Genomic DNA, 19,366 nt, shown 5'->3' on the forward strand with positions numbered 1-19,366 from the left:
TCATATGTCTCGAGGGGGATTTTTCCGTGTAGATTTTCATGTGGTATTCATAGCAAAATTGATGTATTTGATGGTACACTTACGTATATCGTGCTAAATAGGAGGCAATCTGCAACATGAGCTTCGAAGAGTATTTGGGCCAAATGAAAAAGATGATTGATGAATTAAAAGCTATGAGTACATCACTGGGATTAAGTAATACAGGTGATGAGTATAAAATTATTTCAGAACTATTTACTTACAAATTTCTGAATGACAAGCTTCTATTTGAATTCGAAAATCGCAGTGATAAAGATGAACAGTTCGATGATTTTGTTGATTTAGCAGGTATCGAAATAGCTAAAATGAGAAAAAAACATTTGATTGATCATTTATATCATCAACAAAACGAAGATAATTTTCATGAGATATTTGACCTGGCTTTTATAGAAGTCAATGAACTCAATAAAGAAATTTACAATATTGAGACTGCTTCTGGAAAGAAAAAACCTTTATTTGAACCGCTATCAGCTTATATTCGTGATGAAAATAAAGAGCTTGAGCTTGCTAAAAGAGCAATTAATATCTTAGCCCGCTATTCTTTTAAGGATATTTATAAGGGTGGATTTGATTATTTTTCAAGTGTATTTGAGTATCTTATTAAAGACTATAACAAGGACTCTGGAAAATATGCAGAATACTTCACACCGTTATTTGCTGGAAACATAATGGCAGAAATTCTTTATAATGATACTCCAGTAACAAATGTCTCTTTATACGACCCATCAGCAGGATCGGGTACATTATTGCTTGCATTAGCTAATAAAATCGGTACAGATAGGTGTTCAATTTATTCCCAAGACATTTCACAAAAATCCACTCAATTTTTACGAATTAATTTGATTTTAAATAAGTTAGCTCACTCCCTGCATAGTGTAATTGAAGGAAATACGTTAACTAATCCCGAGCATAAAAATGGGGAGGAACTTTTAGAGTTTGATTTCATTGTAAGTAATCCCCCTTTTAAGATGGATTTTAGCAATATGATCGAAACATTAAAGGCGGATAAGTACAATCGATTCTTTGCGGGATTACCAAATATACCTAAAAAAGATAAGAATGGAATGGCAATATATGAGACGTTTTTACAACATGTAATTGCTTCGCTTTCTGAAAAAGGTAAGGCTTCGGTTGTAGTTCCAACTGGATTTACAACAGCAGCTTCAGGAATTCCAAAGAAAATTCGTGAAAAACTAATAAGGGAAAATATTCTTCGTGGAGTTATACACATGCCTTCAAATATATTTGCAACCACGGGAACATCAGTTAGTATTATTTTTATTGATAAAACTAAAACTGATGATAAAGTAATGTTATTAGACGCTTCTAATTTAGGAGAGAAGGTATCGCTTGAAGATGGACAAAGAACTGTCTTATCAGAAATTGAAAGAAATAAGATAGTCACTTTCTTTAAAAGTAGAAAAGAAGAACCTGAGTTTTCCGTTCTTGTTACAAATGACCAAATTATTAATAACTCTTTTTCAATCCAAGCAGGACAATATGTAGAGTTAAAAGAGGAAAATCTGGATTATGACATTGATTCCAGACTTAATGAACTTCAAAATGAGATTAGAAGGATGATTGATAAATCGAGTAAACTTGATGAACATATTTTAAAGCTGATGGGGGTGTAATATTTTGAAACTAAGAGATATTACCCTTAATATTACAGATGGTAAGCACGGTGACTGTAATTCACAAGAGGGATCAGGATATTATTTTATTAGTTGTAAAGATGTAAGTAATGGTCGAATAAACTATAACGGAGCAAGACAGATTACTTATGAGGATTTTATTGATGTTCACCGAAGAACACGATTGGAATTGGATGATGTTCTCATAACTAACAGTGGAACAATCGGAAGAATGTGTTTTGTGGATGAGTCCGTAAAGATTGGTTATACGGTATTTCAAAAAAGTGTAGCAATAATTAAACCTAATCCAGAAAAAGTTATACCTAATTACTTATATTATTATCTATATAGAAGTGTTGATATATTGGTACGGCGTGCATATGGGAGTAGTCAAAAGAATTTACTACTTTCTGAGTTACGATCATTAAATGTAAACATACCACAGCTTGATACTCAAAAAATGATAGTCTCTCAAATTAAACCTTACGATGATAAGATTCAATTAAACATTGATCTTATTAATGCAATTAAAGAGTATGCTCAATTGATATATCATAAATGGTTTGTTGATTTTAATTTCCCTAATGAAAATGGAGATCCGTATAAAGACTTTGATGGTCAGATGAAGAATACAGGTGAAAAGGAAATTCCAATTGATTGGGATTTTGATAGTATAACAAAATTAGGTGAAATTGTTTTGGGAGGTACTCCTCCAACTGAAAACGAAAAATTCTTTTGTAAATGTGGGATTCCATGGATAACTCCAAAGGATCTGTCTGTAAATAAATGCATGCATATATCAAGAGGAAACCTTGACATAACAGATGATGGCCTAAGGAATAGTTCGGCAAGGATTGTACCTAAAGGAACCGTTTTAATGAGTTCTCGTGCACCAATTGGATATTTAAGTATAGCAAAAAACTCATTAACCACTAATCAAGGATTCAAATCAATAACTCCTAAATCCGGTATTAGCTCAGAATTCATTTACTATACATTGCAATCGTTGATGCCTAAGATTAAACGAATAGCTTCTGGTTCCACATTCAAAGAGGTATCTAAAGAAATGATGTCGAAATTGAAAGTAATAATACCTGAAAAACCTATCCTATTAAAATATGATGATATTATAAGGCCTATTTCGAATAAAATTAAGATTCTTGAAGAAGAAAATAACCATCTAATAGAAACTCGAGATCTTCTAATCAGAAAACTAATTAATAAATGATGATCTTATAAAATTTAATTCATAATTTTGTTATTTCTATAGATTTGAAAACTTCAGTAAATAAAAGATAACACTGGATATGATCTGATCCCCCCATAATAGACAGAAAAAAACAAACACTTCTGTCTATTATGGGGGGATTTCTTATGGAGAAAATTAGATAAACGTACGATATAGCGTTCAAGAAAAAAGCTGTAGATTTATACTTAAAAGAGGGGATGGGTTACAAAACTGTAGCGAAGAAGTTAGGAATCGATTACTTATGGTACGCCGGGGGGGAGGACATTTTCAGGCAGAAGGAATGACGGGTCTGGAAGAAAAATGCGGAAAAGCAAACGGACCTGGGATGGGCAGACCACGAACGAGACATGAAGATCCGGAGGCCAAAATCAAACGACTTGAAGCGGAGAATGAATGGCTAAAAAAGCTCTTAAAGATGTGAAAGGTGGAATGGATTCGGTACTTTGCAACAAAAAATTTGCAGCGATTGAGGAGTTAGCCAAGAAAGGACATAGTGTCTTCCTTTTATGCCGACTCTCCCAAGTCTCCAGGAGTGGGGACTATATGTGGATGAAAAGGCAGCAGTTTACTTCTTCCAAGCAGCTTGAGGACGAACAGACCAAAATGAAGATAATGGAGTGCTGTAATGAGGTAAGAGGAATTTACGGATATCGACGGGTCAAAGTATGGATCGAGAAGAAATACGGACAGTTCCTAAATCACAAACGAATCCAACGCTTGATGAACGAGATGGGGATCCAAGCTGTCATCCGAAAGAAAAAGCCTTTTTACGGCAAAAAAGAAGCATACGTCATTTCAAGTAAACTTTTGAACAGGGACTTCTACGCTGCAAAACCAAACGAGAAATGGGTCACCGACATTACCTACCTAATATTCAATTGACAGAAACTGTACCTGTCCGCCATTAAAAGCTTGTGATGGATCTCCTCAAAAAGGCAAGAAGGAAACGGAAGGTTCAGAGAGTCCTCATGCATAGTGACCAAGGGTTTCAGTATAGATCTCGCTAATATAACAAGCGTCTTAAAAGATACAAAATGATCGCCAGTATGTCCAGAAAGGGAAACTGTTGGGATAACGCAGGTATAGAGAACTTCTTTAGCCATTTCAAATCGGAATGTTTTGATTGCTACACTTTTCGAACAGATGAGAAGTGAAACATGCTGTCCAAAGTTATATCCATTTCTACAACCACCAACGTTTTCAACAAAAATTAAACAACCTAAGCCCGTATGAATATCGGACTCAGGCTACTTAGTGCTGCTTTTTATTACTGTCTAATTGATAGGGGGCAGTTCAATATGCCAAGTGTCGTCTTTTAATTGGTTCTTGTTAGGTTTAAAGTTGATATATAATAATTGAAGTGAGGTGATATCAAAATGAGTAAAGAGGATATGGAGTTCGAACGACACTTTCAACAAAAATTGCATGTAGAACTCGAATTACTTACAAATCTTTCTCATAGGCGTAAGAGGAACTCCGAGAAATCTTTCGACAAAGCTGGGAATGGGACAATTCCGCATTTAGAATTATTACGATGCCGTTCAACATTACCATCAAGAAAAATGGGAGATGCCGAGATAAGGTAAGATTTTGGATATTTTTTCAATGTACATAAAGTGATTCATAACATCTCTTAGGTCTCAGTCTTTTGCGTTAAGTTGTTCAGATAATTGTTTTAGCCTGCTTTTTCTCATTGGAGTAACTACGTCACGATGTTCCTCTTGACTTGAAGGATGATTGTTACGGGCAACATTTTTATTATATTCCTCGAACCGCTTATAGCCTTCATCCAAATTTGAAAATGCAGTGTTGAAGAATAAATCAATGATTGGATGTCGAGACTTACCAGTGGTCACTAAGTTAATAAGAGGAGCATCTGATTTGTGACTCGCACTGAACCATGAGAATAAAATTGTTTGTTGTTGCTCAACTAATTTCTCCAGCTCTTTGACCTTGTTTTTTTGAAACTCTATCTCGTCGGACATTTGTTCAATTTTTTTGAGATATTTAGTGGATTCTCTTGCCTTTTTCTCGTTTAGTTTCAAGGCTTGTATCAACCTTTTTTTATCAGTCCCTTTTCCAGAGAAGAATTTATTAATGCATTCCTCAGTGTCTACAAACACTTCTGTATGATCCGTTGTATTCCCTTGGATAGTCACTTTATAAGATTCGTTTGTTTCATCTACTATCTTTCTTCCTTGACGATTAGAGCGTCTCCAGAATTCATCACTCAGTTGATACGGTATCTCTCCGTTTTCATACAGTTTTTTCGCAAAGCGAAACATTTCCGAGTAGGTTAGTACACCTGAAATCTTTTCTTCTTGAATGTATTTATATACAATATTTCTAATTTCTTCTTCGTTATATACTGTGGCTTTTCTACCCCTCGTTTCCAATTAAATCAATCCTTTCCTTCATACCTGCCAGATTAACGTATCTTCTAATTGCGTTATCTATACGTCTTGACCTTTTAAGCAATTCTTTTCGCATTTCAGGATTATCGGAGGAGTAAAAGTCATCGGTTACGCTATTATATATACTCATATATATATCCTTCAAGCTTTCCACAACCTCATGTATTTCAGACTTCCGGGTATTCAATTTGGCAGACAAAATATGCTGTTTCTCCGATAATTCCTCACTCGATATTCTCCAAGAATCGCATTCCCAACAGTCTTCGACACTACAATTCTGCATCGGATCTGTACAGTATCCATCTGTTAATTTAATCTTAACGTTAGTTCCCGATGGTCTTATTACAAACTTTTCTATAAATGAGGTTCCGATTGCCGTAATCTGCTGTCTATGTGCGGTATCCATTTTATTGCTATCACTACCCATATCAACTTTTGAAACTAATTCTAAAATCTCAAGGTCAACGTAGTTCTGAATATGATTGAAATAGTGATTTTGTGATTCTAATGCTATATGCCCTCCAAGTCGAGCAATCTCTACAGGGTGGTATCCCTGTCGATTCAGGTTTAAAAAAGCAATGTGTCTTGTGTCACCAGGTCTTAATTGCTGTGAAATGGATATATTATCCAAATCAGACGCATTTCTATTTAGCGTGATTTTATAACGATCATACACTACATGCTTATAGAAAGACCTCAATTCTTCTCTAAATATCCCATTCGCAAACCTGTATGGGTTTAGTTTTTTTCCTTGTGTCCCCTCAGTAGGCATCCAATATTGCCCTTCATAAGTTTTCGGTATAGATAAATAAGAAATGAGTGTATCTGACCTTCCAAATCTATTAGTCTTCTTCCTATACTTATCTATCTCTTGGTAAAGCCAATCAGGAATACAAATTTCGTCCAATACTTGAATTCGTCTTGCGTTTACAATTTTTATCTTATGTCTCGGTAATTTGATGTAGAGCTTCCCATTTCTTTCGAAGAGACAGTCACGTTGTATATTACAATACTCACTTGCTCTCATTGGAATTAGGTTCGTCAAATTCCACCAAAGCCAAACAGAAAACCATTTCAAGTATTCAATCTCCGATAGTTTCGTTGAAAAATAGTTCTCTAATACTTTGGAAAAGACAAGTATATCCTTCGAGGGCGGAATTATTCTTACAGCACTTTTTTCCGTCTTTGGCTTCAGTGAGTATAGGAGAGAGATGTATTCATCAACGCTAAAATCAAATTCGTTGTAATAATCAAAGAAATTTAACGTTGATATGCACAAGTGCCTCCTCATTCTGTCAGTCATACTTAATAATATATCGGCAAGTTCGTCATAATTCGTTTCTGTAAGCCCTTTTGATATTTTTAAGAATATGAGAACCCCTTCGTTTACCATTGCAGAAATTGTTTGAGAGCTGAGCCGTTCATCAATAAGAGTGGTAGTCCAACATTTTACAATATCGATAAATTGTTTTGTACGGATATGTTTGTTGAACTGTACCGTACTTTTTATTTCTTCAAATCCAATAGATTCTCTTCTCGATTCGTATGGAACCTCAAGGAACCACTTCATTTCTTCAAAATGGCAAGAGCTAAGTTTATTGGTTTTCATCTCCGACTGAAGAATTACCTTTGCTTCTTCAATAGAATCCGCCAAATTAAAGTGATTCTCGTTATATTCGCTTATTGTATCTAATACCTTCTCTAATACTGCTGTATCAATCATGAAGCCTCTCCTTTACTGGATAAGGTGTAAGTCCTCCTGTGGGTCAGGAAGCCCCTCTAAGCCCTCTATAAACCCGCTGTAGTCTAAATCCATCAACATCTCAATGATTTCTGACCCAAACTTTCGTTTAGCATCGGCGATTTTAGAAAAGTCCAAAAGTAATAAATTATACAGCTTTGTTTTTTCTCCAATCGGTACATCTTCTCTATATGAGGTCTCTTTATAAATCGCAAAAATACGCTTCATTCTTTTACAGATGGTACTTAGAGAATAGAAGTGAGGGATTGAAAAAGGGCATTTGTTACACTCTATCTTTGGAGCGATACACGTTGAAAAGAAGCATTGATATGTTTCTTCCCTGGCAGGGGAGAGACCTAAGTTTATAAGATTCAATTTGCTTTTCAGTTCCTCTTTTGGAAATCCCTCTAAATACGCCCCTACTTCCTCCTGTCGGTTTGACAATACATTCAGATATGAAGCCATGTCCTCCAATTTCACAACGTCTCCAAGAAGTTTCTTTAATTTGAGCGATTGTTGTTTTGTATCCAGTTTGTTTATATGAATTTTTCCAAACAATAGGGTATTAACCTTTTGGTACACATATCCAAAGTAACCCGTATCAAATAGCTGTTCTGTAATAGAATCCAAATGTTCTTGCGGTACTTGTATATAAACGTTTGTTGTCTCCGCTTTTGTATGACCTCTAAGATGCTGTGCAATCAATAACGGATCTCCATCCAATACCGATTCAATTACGGAGCTTGTAATGCTCAAAACAGTTCTGTTCATTTTTCTTGATTCAAACTTAAATGAACCCTCGTAATTTTTGAAGAAATGGTCGTGGGTTCCCGAATTAACTTCGTTCTTTTTATTATAGAAGTGTATTAAATTACTTTCGTCATCGATATGGAATTTCCTTATCCTATATTCACAAATCAAGATGGCGTAAGCCATTGGTATTTTTAATTCACTGGAACAATAAAATGTAGCCTTTTCATGCGTCTTATTATGTTCAAACCATTGGGCTTGATAAAACTTAATAATTTGTTCAGCGTCATCCATTGTCAATTCCAATTCTTCTAATGACTCAATTGATGTATAATCCAACTTCTTGAAATGATGGGATGGATACCTGGGAAACTCGACTACAGTTCCTTTTCTCCAACCATTATTGATATGCAAAAGAACATACAACCACATAGAATCATACTTCTTGTATATTTTAGTGTTCTTCAAATCACTGTGATTTCTTATGCTCTTAACATCCTGTAAAGCCAATTCTTTATGGAGTTTATAGTCTTTTACAAAGGAATACAGAGCCATGTACTCTTCAAGCTTATACGTCTCCTTAGATTTTCTTTTGATTTCCTTGGCACTCTGGCGACTAAAATTTAATTTTGAAAGATCGAGAACCCTCTTCCCTTTGCTATGTTCTATGCTATACACAACTTCACACAAGAAAGTATATATATGAATTTGATGTTTTATCGGAATATTATTGTTGAATATACCCAGGTTCATTTCCTTCTCAGAAAACGAAAGAAGGTCCCTATCCTTTGCAAAATTCGCTATCACCTTTGTTGCGTTTCTAAGACTGGTTACTTTATTCAAACAAGATTCTCTATTTCCAGTCATTTTCCTTAATGTTTGATTAGCATATCGAAGCCAAATCTCTTTTGTGATTTGTGCCTTTTGGGAAAACTCCACATTCTCCACCTTAAGAACTTGCTGTAAGAGAAGGGGATAATCCATAATACTGTCATACAAACAAGAAATTTTTCTTTCCAGCCTCAGTCGTTCAATAAAATCGTCAATACCTTTCTTGTTATATAACACCCGTTTGAATTTGTATTTTTCAACTCTAAATAGTGGGGCGATTGCTCCCTGAATTTCATACCTTTTTAATGCATCGTCATCTGGCTTGACAGTACCTATTTCATTGTGAAGAGCCGCAACTTCATCGAAGGTATAAGTATTTTCCGAAAGCTCCTTCAATGACTTTTCCTGTAAGTCTCTGAGAAGGTTAAAATCATTATTGCTAATATGTAGATTTGGTCCACTGGTGAAGAATGGTTCAATTTTATATTTTTTGAAGACTTCACGAAGATTTTCAAACGTAATTGATAATATCTCCCGACATTCTTGAACAGTTATAACATCTCGGTATTTTCTGTATACATCCTGTTTCTTAACAAATTTGCAATCGTACAGGTTTTGTAATTCCAAAATCGGAACACCCTGTTTCACCAAAACATTCTTAAAAGAGCTGATATCAATGTTCAGCCCTAATATTTGATATGCCTCAGTGAGAGAAAAGTATTCCTTCAAAAACTTATCGCAACTGCTCTTTTCCATTAATAAACTTTCTTGTCTTGTTATAGGAATATCAAGCTTCAACAATTCTAATCCTGCCTGCTCTGTGAACTTACGCCACCCAGGCGTATCTGTTCGAATTTGTTTTCCCGCAATCTTCATAAAGGCTTCTTCCACCGTATAATAATTACTACGAAGCGTGTTTACCTTTTGAATGTATTTTTGTACAGAATCTATAGAAATGTACGTACGTTGATATCGGTCACTTATCACTTTCGCCTCAATTTCTCCATGATCTATTAACATTTTTATTTTGGTTTCATTCATCCCATAACGTTTAAAATCAAACTTGCCGTCTAACTCCGAATAGACTGCGTATCCTTCCATTTATTAGCCCCTTAACTCTTGAATTTTTGAGTATGTTTTTTCTACGTGGGTAGAAGCTTTTGCTATTATCTCGATAGCTTCCTCTGTTTTGTTTTTAACGTTCTGTTCTTCAATGTAGCTGTTAGAAGATTGAATGTTACTATCGCCCCTTGCAATCATTACTTCGCTTGCCGACCACCCCAACAAGAATACAAGCATATTGGTAAAAATCCCTCTACCAATATGAGTAGACCAATTTTTTGAAGTCAGCATTCTATATGCTTCTTTATCGCTCTCGAGGAGAATACTCAAAAATTTGTTTTTTATCTTTGTGAAACGTTCCCAATAAGCTGTCCCCGAAACTGGCTTTCCGTTATGAATTGAGCAAAATAGGGCATATTCATTTTGCGCCTTTCCATTCTTGTCCATCCTTGAAAGTAGTTCTTTATGTTTTTTGTACATTTCTAATACGATAGGAGCTTTGAACACTGCCTGTATTCTTGGCTTCTTTACTTGTTCTGCAACTGTTAGTTTCTTCTCCGAGAACAAGATATTCCAGTTATCTTTTATGTTCAATGTAAGTTCGCCTGAACCGTTTCTCATTGGTTCCTTCACACTACTACGCAAAAGATTGACTACTTCACCTTTTCTTAGACCTCCGTAAAATTGAAAGGCTATTCCCAATGCAATATCAGGAGCCTCTATTTCCGCAACCCTGAGAAAAAAGTTTACAAGGTCTAATCTCCCGTTTCCAAAATCGTGTAGCGTATCGTTCTCTTTTCTCGTATCTCTTGTGTTGGGGTATTCAGTTCCTAATTCAAAATTGTCAAAGGGGCTACGAATCACGACCGCCTTTTGACCATTTATGCTTCGTATTTCTTCTCTATAATAAACTTTCTCTATGATTAGATCTTGCTCAGTCAGCCAAAAGTAAAATTTCGTAAGTATACGATCAGCATCTCTTACTTGTTGTGCGATAATTTCCTTTGCTCGTACTCTTTCAGTCAAATGTGTAATATAGATTCCACCATGCTTTAGTTGTAGCCCCTTTAAACCCTTATATTGTAGTTCAACGAATGCTTCTTCTTCATCTGCAATAGCATCTAAGATATAGTTTAAAAATTTTTTAATTTCCTCAGCATAATTCTTCTGCGTTTTTAAAGCTAATGATTTTCTTTCAAATGTACTCTTTATGAAATTAGACAATGGGTGTGGTAACACTAACCCCGTCTCTTTGTCTTCCAGACACAGAAATATCTTTTCTTCTTCTACGAGCTTTCCATGTCTCCTATCATTAATCTTCATCTGTCTTACCACATACTTATAGCTCATTCAGTTCTCCCATATCAGGCACGTAGAACATAAGCTCCCTAACACGGGATCACCTCCCCCTATTGAATAAATGAATACTGAATACTTTATACCAAGTATCTTAATATATGCTTACCATTTTTTCTACACAAAAAAAGAAGGGATTGTTTGAAATAACCCCCCTCATAAAGCATTGATTTATAAAGTGTTTTTATTGTAATGCAACCTGCATTGTTTTTTTCCCCATAACACCTAATACATGTCGCATACGCTGTGTATCCAGCCTTCCTCGTGCATGAATGCCAGCGTTCGTTTCCGAAAATCGGGTGTAAACCAGCTTTGATGTCTGAATTCAAGTACGGATGGGACCTCGCCCATCCTTTTTTTCGTGTCTCGCAATACGGCTACATTCTCGCGTGTACAGTCGAACCATGGGGGATACTGAAACAGCACCGCCTTGAGCTTGCCCGCTTCGCGGAGAGGCTGTATGGATGCATGCAAGGCCTTATACATTTCATCGGTTGTTTTAAAATAAGGCTGTTTGCCGCGTGTATGTCCAGTCATGCCTTGGTAGGCTTTGACGAGAAATGAAAAGGAGTCAGGGGTTTCGGCCGCCCAGCGTGCCATGCGATCCGTAGGCTGCACCGCATAAAAAGAACTATCCATCTCCACCACAGGAAAATGACTTCCATAGATGCTTAATTTTTGATTAGCTTTGGTGCCGATCGGATACAGGTCATCGTGATCGCCCCAACCTGTCAGTCCAATTTGAATCATGGCTTTGCTGCTCCTTTCCTTCATGAATACGCTCAAAAGGCGTTCCCACGATACATTTTAATGATAAAATAGGGTGAACCGCATGAAGCTGGTATGAAGTTCCTATGAACATTTAAGTTTAATTACGATTATTGTAACATGTTCCTTATTCGTAATGCTTTGGAGTTTCCAGTTTGAAAAAGCTAATATAATATGTAATAGAGTGAAATGAGCTCATGGAGGAGAAACGATATGTCAGAATGGTACGAGCAGAGTTTTGGGGAAGATTATTTATTGGTATATAAGCATCGCGACTTTCAGGGAGCCTATCAGGAAGTGCAGAAAATGATCTCTTGGCTCAATTTAGCGCAAGGCTCCAGTGTATTGGATTTATGCTGCGGTATGGGACGTCATTCGCTGGCACTTGCCGATGCGGGCTATAAGGTGACAGGCGTGGATCTGTCCGAAGTGCTGCTGAGAGAGGCGCATGCTGCTGATCCCGAAGGACGGGTAAGCTGGCATCAAGGCGATATGAGAGCGGTGCCGCTGGATGAAAGCTTTGACGCGGTGGTGAATTTGTTCACTTCCTTCGGCTATTTTGAGGAGGATGGGGAGCAGCTTAAAGTATTAAAGGAGATTTATCGCCTGTTGAAGCCGGGAGGACGCTTTATCATAGATTATTTGAATCCGGCCTACGTAGCCCTTCATCTGGTGCCGCATTCGTCACGCGAGGATGAAGGAAATTGCATTGAGGAGCATCGGGTGATTGAAGATGGATTTGTGAAAAAACAGATCGCGATTCGTTCATCCGCATCGGCTGCGGCTGCTGAAGCCGATGCTGGTTTGGATACCGCCGCAGGAGAGGAATCGGCACGTGTGTATCACGAGCGTGTAAAGCTGTATCCATATGAAAAGTTCCGCGCCTTGCTGGAGCAAGCCGGGCTGTCTGTAGAACAGGTGCACGGAAGCTATAATGAAGATCAATATATCGAGGATGCTTCGCCCCGAATGATTTTTGTCGGCATGCGGGCTTGAACCGGAAAGGCGGATGGAAAGCCATGAAATGGCCAGAGCTTACCCCGTGTGAAGGGATCGAAGGAGGCTTTCAGGTCAAAATCTCGATGTCCTTTCCGCTGCGCTGGGTGAATAGCTATGTGCTCAAGGGACAGCACGGCTTTACAATTGTAGACCCTGGTCCGCGCAATCTGGACACAGAGGCAGAATGGGCGCATGTCTTCCAGCAACTGGGGATGTCCTTTAAGGATATTTCGGACATTATGGTGACCCATCATCACCCGGATCATTACGGATTGGCTGGCTGGATGCAGCAGCAAAGCCAGGCACGTGTACATATGTCAGCTCGAAGCCATCAGGAAGCGATGATGATGTGGGGTGGCCAGGCATCAACTGCTGCTATGGAGCATACGCTTCCCGCTTTTTTTGTCCGACATGGCTTCCCTTTGGAACAGGTGCCCGACCTGGTAGCCCATATGCTGCAGGCGTATGCGCAAGTGAATCCACAGCCTGAAATTACGGTCATTCCTGTTAGGGAGAATGCCTGTTTGGAACTGGGCGGACGCAGCTGGCTGCCTATTGAGACAGGAGGACATGCAGCCGGGCATATATCCCTGTATATGCCGAATAGCGGCGTGATCCTATGCGGCGATGCAGTCTTGCCGCAGATTTCGCCCAATATCAGCCTGCTGCCGGGAGGTGATGCCCAGCCCTTGCAGTCTTATACAGACGGTTTGCGGCGTCTGAGCGAGCTGGAGGTGGCTTGGGCGTATCCGGGGCACCGCAATCCGTTTGATACTTTTTATGAACGGACGCAAGCGTTGCTGGCACACCATGAAGAACGGCTGGAGAAGTTCCAGCAGTTGATTCAGCCGGAAGGGAGCACCGCCTACGAGCTATGTATAGCCGTTTTCGGTGGCAAGCTGGGTATTCACCAACTGCGATTTGCTATGTCGGAGACGCTGGCTCATCTGGTGGAGCTGGTGCGCCGTGGTTGGGTTTGGATGAGCAATGCGGAGCAGATTATACACTTCTATGCCCTTGGCCGGGACTAGTTACCGAATATAGCCAACAAGACAAAGCAACATGATCAAGCGGCATGCATGCCGGGAAAGAGGCTTTTATGAATCTGCTGCTGCTGGGAGCTACCGGACGCGTAGGGCGGTTTATATTGGAATATGCTTTGGCGGACGGTCATACCGTTACGGCCCTTGTCCGTTCACCGGGCAAACTGGAGGAATACGTATTAAAATACGGGACGCAGCTCCGCATGGTACAAGGGGATGCTACCCGTGCCGAGGATGTAGCGCGAGCGCTGGCGGGCGGGGTGTCGGTTGTCATCAGCGCACTGAATACGGATGGAACCACTACCTTATCCGTGAATATCGACCTGCTGATCCGGCACATGCAGAAGCAATCTGTTGCCCGTCTTATTACGGTAGGGACAGCAGGGATTTTGCAAAGCCGCACCGAACCGGGCTTGTATCGGTACGAGTCCTCCGAGACCCGGCGACGCAGTACTCGTGCGGCAGAGGAGCATCGGCGGGTGTACGAATTGCTGCGTGCTTCGGCGCTGGACTGGACCATTGTCTGCCCAACCTATCTGCCGGACGGTGCGCGGACAGGCATTTATCGTGTGGAAAAAGACTTTTTGCCCGAAGGCGGCTCACAAATTTCCACCGCTGATACGGCTGATTTTACCTATCGTCAATGGAAGAGTTACGAATTTATACATGCACGTGTAGGCATTGCCTATTGAACGTAAAACGCCAAACATAGCTTCATTTTTAACATTCAGTCAGAGCGCGGTAAGTGTATCTACTTATTTGCGTTCTTTTTTGTATTATTAGGTCAGCCAGAAACAGGGAGTCTTTGAAGGGCTATCCGACTAAAAAAGGATATGATCGTGACGAATGGCCGATGGCAATGTGCTCTGAAGGTGGCGCGGGTGCTGATATTCGATACATAAGCCCTAAAGATAATAGAGGAGCTGGATCATGAGTAAGTCATCAATTAGATAAATATGCTGATGGTACAAAGGTAAGATTCATAGTGAAATAAAGATAAGGACTCAACCCAGCTTCTTGAACTGGTATGAGTCCTTTTTTTGAAAGTTATTTCTTTTCCCCTAACAAGCTGTACGATAATAAGGAGCCAGACAACATAAATATTAAGTTAAGATTTGAAGATAGATAATTTCCTGCTAAATAATAAATTATGACTAAAAGGGAGGGGATGAAGGCCAAGATAAAAATATTTTTTTTGAATACAAATTTCAAACCTCCAGTGAAAATTAACGAAAAGTATATTCCTAGTAATAGATATAAAATCCACTCATAAGTTAAATACGGTTGATATTTGAAAGTAATTGACATTTTATTTTGGAAATATTCATCAAATAGATTGATTAATCTCAAAAATAACATAAATCCTATAAACAAGATAAAAACTAATATTTTTTTCATTATTTATCCTCCAAAAAGGTTGTTTTATTCACGCAATTTCTTAATAATAGTATCATAACATACAAAAAAAGGAAAATTAATGAAGAAAAAACTAATTATTTTATCAGTTGTAGGAGCTCTTTTACTAGCACCAACTTTTGTTTTCGCAGACTCAAGTTCTAATGTAGTCGACCTAGAAGGAAAAGCTACATACCAGGTGGATAAAGCTTTAAATGTAGAAGAAGTCATTGATCGCGCTAAAAAAGGAATCAGCGACTTGGATATTGGGAGTACTGTAACAGAGTCTACTTACAATATTGATGGGAAAGAGTTTGATGTCAAAACATACAGAACTGCTAAGCTGGTAGGTAGAGAAGTTAACCAATCGTTAAGGATTTCCAATGTAAATGATAGTAATGAGTTGAACATCTACGCTATTTCTGCCGCTGCAGTGTATGATAGTTCAAGATCTGAATCAAAATCAGATGAAAGTATATCAGTAACTACTTATTCGACTTTTTATATGGCAAAATCTACTGATGAAAATGGTGTGGTTTATGGTAGTCTAGTAAGCGCAAATGGAGGCTGGAGAATAAATGACTATTCCACTCCAGTTTCAATAACTGCAAAAAAATTTAGACTTGGACAAAATGGTATGATGAGAAATGGTCCTATCAGTTCTCAATCGCAAGGTTTTGCTTTAGGCGCTGGTCCTGGTACTTTTGATCACACATTAAAATATGGTTGGAAACCAGTTGCATTGGGGCAGAAAGGGCTTTTGAAATCAATGATAGGGGTAGTAACTGAAGCTAATATAGTAGTTCATGGAAAAAGCTCTCAACTAGTACTTATTAATAATTATGAATAATGAAGTCACCTAATATAAACCTGATTCTTTATGGGTTAGATTTATATTAGGTGAATCTTAAGGGATTTTTAGCGTGTCCTTAAATGCTGAAGCTTCCTTTCACAATATCATTAGTAAAAAGCTCTGCTAACCTTATAGTTGACAGAGCTTTTTTTGTGTACCCCCAGCATAGGCGTCATCTCTAAGGTGAAAGTCCCGTACGGGGGCTGGCGAGCACCTACCGTGAACCATGACATCCTCATGCTAGAATACTAAGTTCTAGCTTGGTCAGGCCATGATTATTTCTGGCCTTTTATTTGACAAACCATCAGGATTAGAATACTATGATTCTTGTGGGAAACACTGTTTCCAAAAAGTGAGTAAGGTTTTACATTGAGTACGGTATGATCTTCAAAGTAGTAATCGTCTTTTAATAAGCAAAAGGAAGTGTATTGAACCATGGCCGAGTCATCGCAGCCCTATAAAACCTATTCGGAAGTGAAGCTTCAGCAGCAGCATTTGCTCCGTAAAAACGTTATTGATGCCGCATGCATCCTTCTTGTAGAGGAAGGGCCTGAGTCCGTGACCGTGCGACGGATTGCGCAGAAATTAAGCTGTTCAACCAAAATTATTTACAGTATCTTCGGCAGCAAAGATGGTCTGGCCAATGAAATGTACCTGGATGGATGTCGGCTGCTGGCGGAGACCTTTCAGCACGTACCTGTTACCGAAGACGTACTCGCTGACCTGGAAGCTTTAAGCTGGGCGTACTGGGAATTTGCACAGCTTCATTCAGCCTATTACAAAATGATGTTTGGCGGGGCCTTATCTGATTTCAAACCGGATGAACAGAGTCTGGAAGGTACGACAACAGCCCTGTCCCGAATTCTGCAGACCGTTGTACACGCTATGGAGCAGGGGCAATTGGCAGAGCAAGATCCGTTGCTGGTCGTCCGAATGCTGTGGTCTGCCTTACATGGGGTTATACACCTGCATTTTGCAGGTCATTTTTCGGATGCAGCTGTAGCCCATGAGATTTATGCATTTACGATGAAGCAGACGCTGGCTGCATGTAAGGCCCCTTCATTGTAATCATAGGATTTAAAATGTACTGAGGTCGTCATAGTGGATGACTTCAGTTCATTATACAGCAACGGTAACGGCGTTTCTAAAACAAAACAACGATACTATGGAGGTCATTATCATGTTTATGTATACAAACAAAACGGCTCTGATCACGGGAGCTTCATCCGGTATTGGCGAGGCGTTCGCCTATTCGCTCGCAGCTAAGAAATGTAATCTTATTTTGGTGGCACGCAATGAAACGAAATTAAAGGCGCTGGCCGAAGAGCTTTCTGTGAAATATAACGTAAGGGCAACCGTGATCGCGCTTGATCTTTCGGCAGCAGGTGCGCCACAAACATTGCATCAGGAGGTTCAAAAACATCAATTGAAGGTGGATCTTTTAATCAACAATGCAGGCTTCGCTACCTATGGTTACTTTGAACAGGTTTCAGGAGAACGTCAGCATGAGGAAATCATGCTTAATGTCGCTGCTTTAGTAGATATTACACATGCTTTTATGCCTGATTTATTACGTAACCGGGATGGAGGAATCATCAACGTCTCTTCCACAGCCGCATTTCAGCCTGATCCGTATATGGCCGTGTATGGAGCAACCAAGGCATTTGTGCTTTCCTTTAGTGAAGCGCTTTGGGCCGAAAATCAGAAACGGGGGCTAAAAGTGCTTGCCCTCTGTCCGGGTGCCACTGAAACCGCATTTTTTGATGTGGTAGGCTCCAATGAAGCTTCCGTGGGCTCCAGAGAAACCCCGCAAAAAGTAGTACAGAACGCGCTGAAAGCATTTGAAAGGGGAAAGAGTCACCTGATATCCGGTCGCCAAAATTATTGGGTCGCCCAGGTTTCCAGATTTTTTTCCCGCCAAGCCACATTGGGAATTGTAGAACGTACGCTTCGACCGCAAAAATAATAGGACTGTAAGTAATAGCAATGCATCAGACACACTTCATGTGCCAGGTCTGATCGGTTCCAAACTATATCAGACCTGGTATTCCTGTTTACATGAATAAGCGCTTGCTACTCCAGCCCTCTGGACTCCAGTCCTCGGGAATATAGTAAAATTCCATCCCGTTTCTCCCAGCCGTTGGCTGACCAGAAGCGTTGCCCTGCTTCATTATGCCCCATCACAAAAAGATGACATTTATCAATGCCCTCTCGCAGCAAAGCAGACAATGCTTCATTCACCAGCAACGGGGCAATTCCTTGACCGCGATGCGTTGCGGCTACGCCCAGATGATACAGAAATCCTCTACGACTATCATGTCCTGCCATAATCGTACCTATGATGCTGCCTTCATACTCACAAACAAAGCTAAGTCCTTCATTCCGCTGCAAAAAGCGTGCAATTCGCTCCGGCGAGTCGGCTTCGCTTAATCCCAATCCTTCCAAGCTGTTCCACAGTGCAAAAGCCTGCTCGTAATCCTCAGCTTTCATGATGCGGGTCGCATATTTTTCATTTACTTTTTCAGCTACGTTTGCCATGTCCTGTTCTCCTCTTACCCTGCATATCTCTGTTGTTTTTTAGCGTGTAGTATTCGGTGCGCTTTCTTCCCCAAGCTCCTGTTCACGCTCTGCCTGTTTGCGATGGGCGATACGGCTGCTGGCTGATGCTGCGATAGCGCCTACAATATCGTCCAAAAACGTATGGATTGGCCCGAGGCTTTTATTATTCAGGCGTTCCAGCACACCCGGTTTGAGTTTATCAACATACCCGTAATTGGTAAATCCAATGCTGCCGTACACATTCACGATGGAGAAGGCCAGAATTTCATCCACCCCATATAGACCCTCATCATTCTCAATCATATCCTGCAATGGGGGAAGAAGGGCACCCTGTTCGGCAAGGATATCCAGCTGGATGCCGGTGAGCACTGCATTTTGAACCTCACGCTTCATCAGGACTTTGTCTACATTTTCCATGCATTCTTCCATCGTCAGGTTTGGGTAATATTTATTCTGTAGCAGCATGACCAGCTCTGCGATTTCAGTCATGCTTACACCACGCTTGTGCAGCAATTCACGGGTGGCATCAGCTACCTTTTTACTATTCAGGCTATAAGGTGCTTTTTTCTTATCCATAAAGTTGTAGTTCCCCTCCTCGTATACATTCTGATTTTAGTTGCGATTATGACAGTGTGTCCAGTCTGCTGAAAAAGTAGTTATTTTTTACGCGGGG

17 protein-coding genes and 2 pseudogenes are annotated in these 19,366 nt (G+C 39.6%); 12 read left to right on the plus strand and 7 right to left on the minus strand.

What is annotated here, in order from left to right; translation table 11 throughout:
* The first annotated feature begins 116 nt into the window (after positions 1-116).
* From KQI_RS0116680 to KQI_RS29825, 5 genes are all read left to right on the plus strand, one after another.
* Complete coding sequence (locus KQI_RS0116680; protein WP_010347978.1) at positions 117-1,673, plus strand: HsdM family class I SAM-dependent methyltransferase; 1,557 nt, start codon at positions 117-119, stop codon at positions 1,671-1,673.
* A gap of 4 nt (positions 1,674-1,677) precedes the next feature.
* On the plus strand, positions 1,678-2,901 hold the full coding sequence (locus tag KQI_RS27040; RefSeq protein ID WP_010347979.1) for a restriction endonuclease subunit S: 1,224 nt from the start codon (positions 1,678-1,680) through the stop codon (positions 2,899-2,901).
* A gap of 262 nt (positions 2,902-3,163) precedes the next feature.
* Positions 3,164-3,343, plus strand: coding sequence for a hypothetical protein (locus tag KQI_RS27045; RefSeq protein WP_010347980.1), 180 nt, complete (start codon positions 3,164-3,166; stop codon positions 3,341-3,343).
* Complete coding sequence (locus KQI_RS28555) at positions 3,316-3,804, plus strand: IS3 family transposase (RefSeq protein ID WP_138984815.1); 489 nt, start codon at positions 3,316-3,318, stop codon at positions 3,802-3,804. Before KQI_RS27045 ends, KQI_RS28555 begins: the two co-directional genes overlap by 28 nt.
* Positions 3,805-4,072: 268 nt before the next feature.
* Positions 4,073-4,177 carry an IS3 family transposase gene (locus KQI_RS29825; protein ID WP_138984816.1) on the plus strand — a complete coding sequence of 35 codons (105 nt, stop codon included), beginning with the start codon at positions 4,073-4,075 and terminating at the stop codon, positions 4,175-4,177.
* 385 nt (positions 4,178-4,562) lie between these two features.
* Here the strand turns inward: KQI_RS29825 and KQI_RS0116705 are convergent, their stop codons facing one another.
* The 5 genes and pseudogenes from KQI_RS0116705 to KQI_RS27060 all read right to left on the minus strand — a co-directional run.
* Complete coding sequence (locus KQI_RS0116705; protein ID WP_010347982.1) at positions 4,563-5,318, minus strand: hypothetical protein; 756 nt, start codon at positions 5,316-5,318, stop codon at positions 4,563-4,565.
* A complete protein-coding gene (locus KQI_RS0116710) occupies positions 5,302-7,059 on the minus strand; it encodes a hypothetical protein (RefSeq protein ID WP_010347983.1) in 1,758 nt (585 codons plus the stop codon). Before KQI_RS0116710 ends, KQI_RS0116705 begins: the two co-directional genes overlap by 17 nt.
* Before the next feature lie 12 nt (positions 7,060-7,071).
* Positions 7,072-9,759: a hypothetical protein gene (locus KQI_RS0116715; protein ID WP_010347984.1), complete on the minus strand. Its 2,688-nt coding sequence runs from the start codon at positions 9,757-9,759 to the stop codon at positions 7,072-7,074.
* A 3-nt stretch (positions 9,760-9,762) separates the two neighbouring features.
* The gene (locus KQI_RS27055) at positions 9,763-11,070 is read right to left on the minus strand and encodes a hypothetical protein (RefSeq protein ID WP_010347986.1); all 1,308 of its coding nucleotides are present in this window, start codon (positions 11,068-11,070) and stop codon (positions 9,763-9,765) included.
* Between the two features lie 240 nt (positions 11,071-11,310).
* Positions 11,311-11,826, minus strand: a pseudogene (locus tag KQI_RS27060) (DUF72 domain-containing protein); the annotation flags it as partial.
* Positions 11,827-12,057: 231 nt separating this feature from the next.
* Here KQI_RS27060 and KQI_RS0116730 point away from each other — a divergent pair.
* The 7 genes and pseudogenes from KQI_RS0116730 (at position 12,058) to KQI_RS0116760 (ending at position 18,100) form a co-directional block, all read left to right on the plus strand.
* On the plus strand, positions 12,058-12,840 hold the full coding sequence (locus KQI_RS0116730; protein WP_010347988.1) for a class I SAM-dependent methyltransferase: 783 nt from the start codon (positions 12,058-12,060) through the stop codon (positions 12,838-12,840).
* A gap of 23 nt (positions 12,841-12,863) precedes the next feature.
* The gene (locus tag KQI_RS0116735; RefSeq protein ID WP_010347989.1) at positions 12,864-13,874 is read left to right on the plus strand and encodes an MBL fold metallo-hydrolase; all 1,011 of its coding nucleotides are present in this window, start codon (positions 12,864-12,866) and stop codon (positions 13,872-13,874) included.
* A 68-nt stretch (positions 13,875-13,942) separates the two neighbouring features.
* Positions 13,943-14,578, plus strand: coding sequence for an NAD(P)-dependent oxidoreductase (locus tag KQI_RS0116740; protein ID WP_010347990.1), 636 nt, complete (start codon positions 13,943-13,945; stop codon positions 14,576-14,578).
* A gap of 98 nt (positions 14,579-14,676) precedes the next feature.
* Positions 14,677-14,820 (plus strand): annotated as a pseudogene (locus KQI_RS28030) (NucA/NucB deoxyribonuclease domain-containing protein); the annotation flags it as partial.
* Between the two features lie 543 nt (positions 14,821-15,363).
* Positions 15,364-16,131, plus strand: a complete 768-nt coding sequence (locus KQI_RS0116750; RefSeq protein ID WP_010347992.1) for a hypothetical protein — start codon at positions 15,364-15,366, stop codon at positions 16,129-16,131.
* 438 nt (positions 16,132-16,569) lie between these two features.
* Positions 16,570-17,202: a TetR/AcrR family transcriptional regulator gene (locus tag KQI_RS0116755; RefSeq protein ID WP_010347993.1), complete on the plus strand. Its 633-nt coding sequence runs from the start codon at positions 16,570-16,572 to the stop codon at positions 17,200-17,202.
* 112 nt (positions 17,203-17,314) lie between these two features.
* Positions 17,315-18,100: an SDR family NAD(P)-dependent oxidoreductase gene (locus KQI_RS0116760; protein WP_010347995.1), complete on the plus strand. Its 786-nt coding sequence runs from the start codon at positions 17,315-17,317 to the stop codon at positions 18,098-18,100.
* 107 nt (positions 18,101-18,207) lie between these two features.
* Here KQI_RS0116760 and KQI_RS0116765 read toward each other — a convergent pair whose 3' ends face one another.
* Both KQI_RS0116765 and KQI_RS0116770 read right to left on the minus strand, forming a co-directional pair.
* Positions 18,208-18,672 carry a GNAT family N-acetyltransferase gene (locus KQI_RS0116765; RefSeq protein WP_010347997.1) on the minus strand — a complete coding sequence of 155 codons (465 nt, stop codon included), beginning with the start codon at positions 18,670-18,672 and terminating at the stop codon, positions 18,208-18,210.
* Positions 18,673-18,711: 39 nt separating this feature from the next.
* Positions 18,712-19,269: a phosphatidylglycerophosphatase A family protein gene (locus tag KQI_RS0116770; protein ID WP_010347998.1), complete on the minus strand. Its 558-nt coding sequence runs from the start codon at positions 19,267-19,269 to the stop codon at positions 18,712-18,714.
* Positions 19,270-19,366 lie beyond the last annotated feature (97 nt).

The organism is Paenibacillus peoriae KCTC 3763, from assembly GCF_000236805.1.
GTDB lineage: Bacteria > Bacillota > Bacilli > Paenibacillales > Paenibacillaceae > Paenibacillus > Paenibacillus peoriae.

Bases quoted from the DNA above. Each gene is read 5' to 3' on its own strand.
- KQI_RS0116680 (WP_010347978.1), top strand. From the start codon at position 117: ATGAGCTTCGAAGAGTATTTGGGCCAAATGAAAAAGATGATTGATGAA.
- KQI_RS27045 (WP_010347980.1), top strand. From the start codon at position 3,164: ATGGTACGCCGGGGGGGAGGACATTTTCAGGCAGAAGGAATGACGGGT.
- KQI_RS28555 (WP_138984815.1), top strand. From the start codon at position 3,316: ATGGCTAAAAAAGCTCTTAAAGATGTGAAAGGTGGAATGGATTCGGTA.
- KQI_RS0116710 (WP_010347983.1), bottom strand. From the start codon at position 7,059: ATGATTGATACAGCAGTATTAGAGAAGGTATTAGATACAATAAGCGAA.
- KQI_RS0116715 (WP_010347984.1), bottom strand. From the start codon at position 9,759: ATGGAAGGATACGCAGTCTATTCGGAGTTAGACGGCAAGTTTGATTTT.
- KQI_RS27055 (WP_010347986.1), bottom strand. From the start codon at position 11,070: ATGAGCTATAAGTATGTGGTAAGACAGATGAAGATTAATGATAGGAGA.
- KQI_RS0116730 (WP_010347988.1), top strand. From the start codon at position 12,058: ATGTCAGAATGGTACGAGCAGAGTTTTGGGGAAGATTATTTATTGGTA.
- KQI_RS0116735 (WP_010347989.1), top strand. From the start codon at position 12,864: ATGAAATGGCCAGAGCTTACCCCGTGTGAAGGGATCGAAGGAGGCTTT.
- KQI_RS0116740 (WP_010347990.1), top strand. From the start codon at position 13,943: ATGAATCTGCTGCTGCTGGGAGCTACCGGACGCGTAGGGCGGTTTATA.
- KQI_RS0116750 (WP_010347992.1), top strand. From the start codon at position 15,364: ATGAAGAAAAAACTAATTATTTTATCAGTTGTAGGAGCTCTTTTACTA.
- KQI_RS0116755 (WP_010347993.1), top strand. From the start codon at position 16,570: ATGGCCGAGTCATCGCAGCCCTATAAAACCTATTCGGAAGTGAAGCTT.
- KQI_RS0116760 (WP_010347995.1), top strand. From the start codon at position 17,315: ATGTTTATGTATACAAACAAAACGGCTCTGATCACGGGAGCTTCATCC.
- KQI_RS0116765 (WP_010347997.1), bottom strand. From the start codon at position 18,672: ATGGCAAACGTAGCTGAAAAAGTAAATGAAAAATATGCGACCCGCATC.
- KQI_RS0116770 (WP_010347998.1), bottom strand. From the start codon at position 19,269: ATGGATAAGAAAAAAGCACCTTATAGCCTGAATAGTAAAAAGGTAGCT.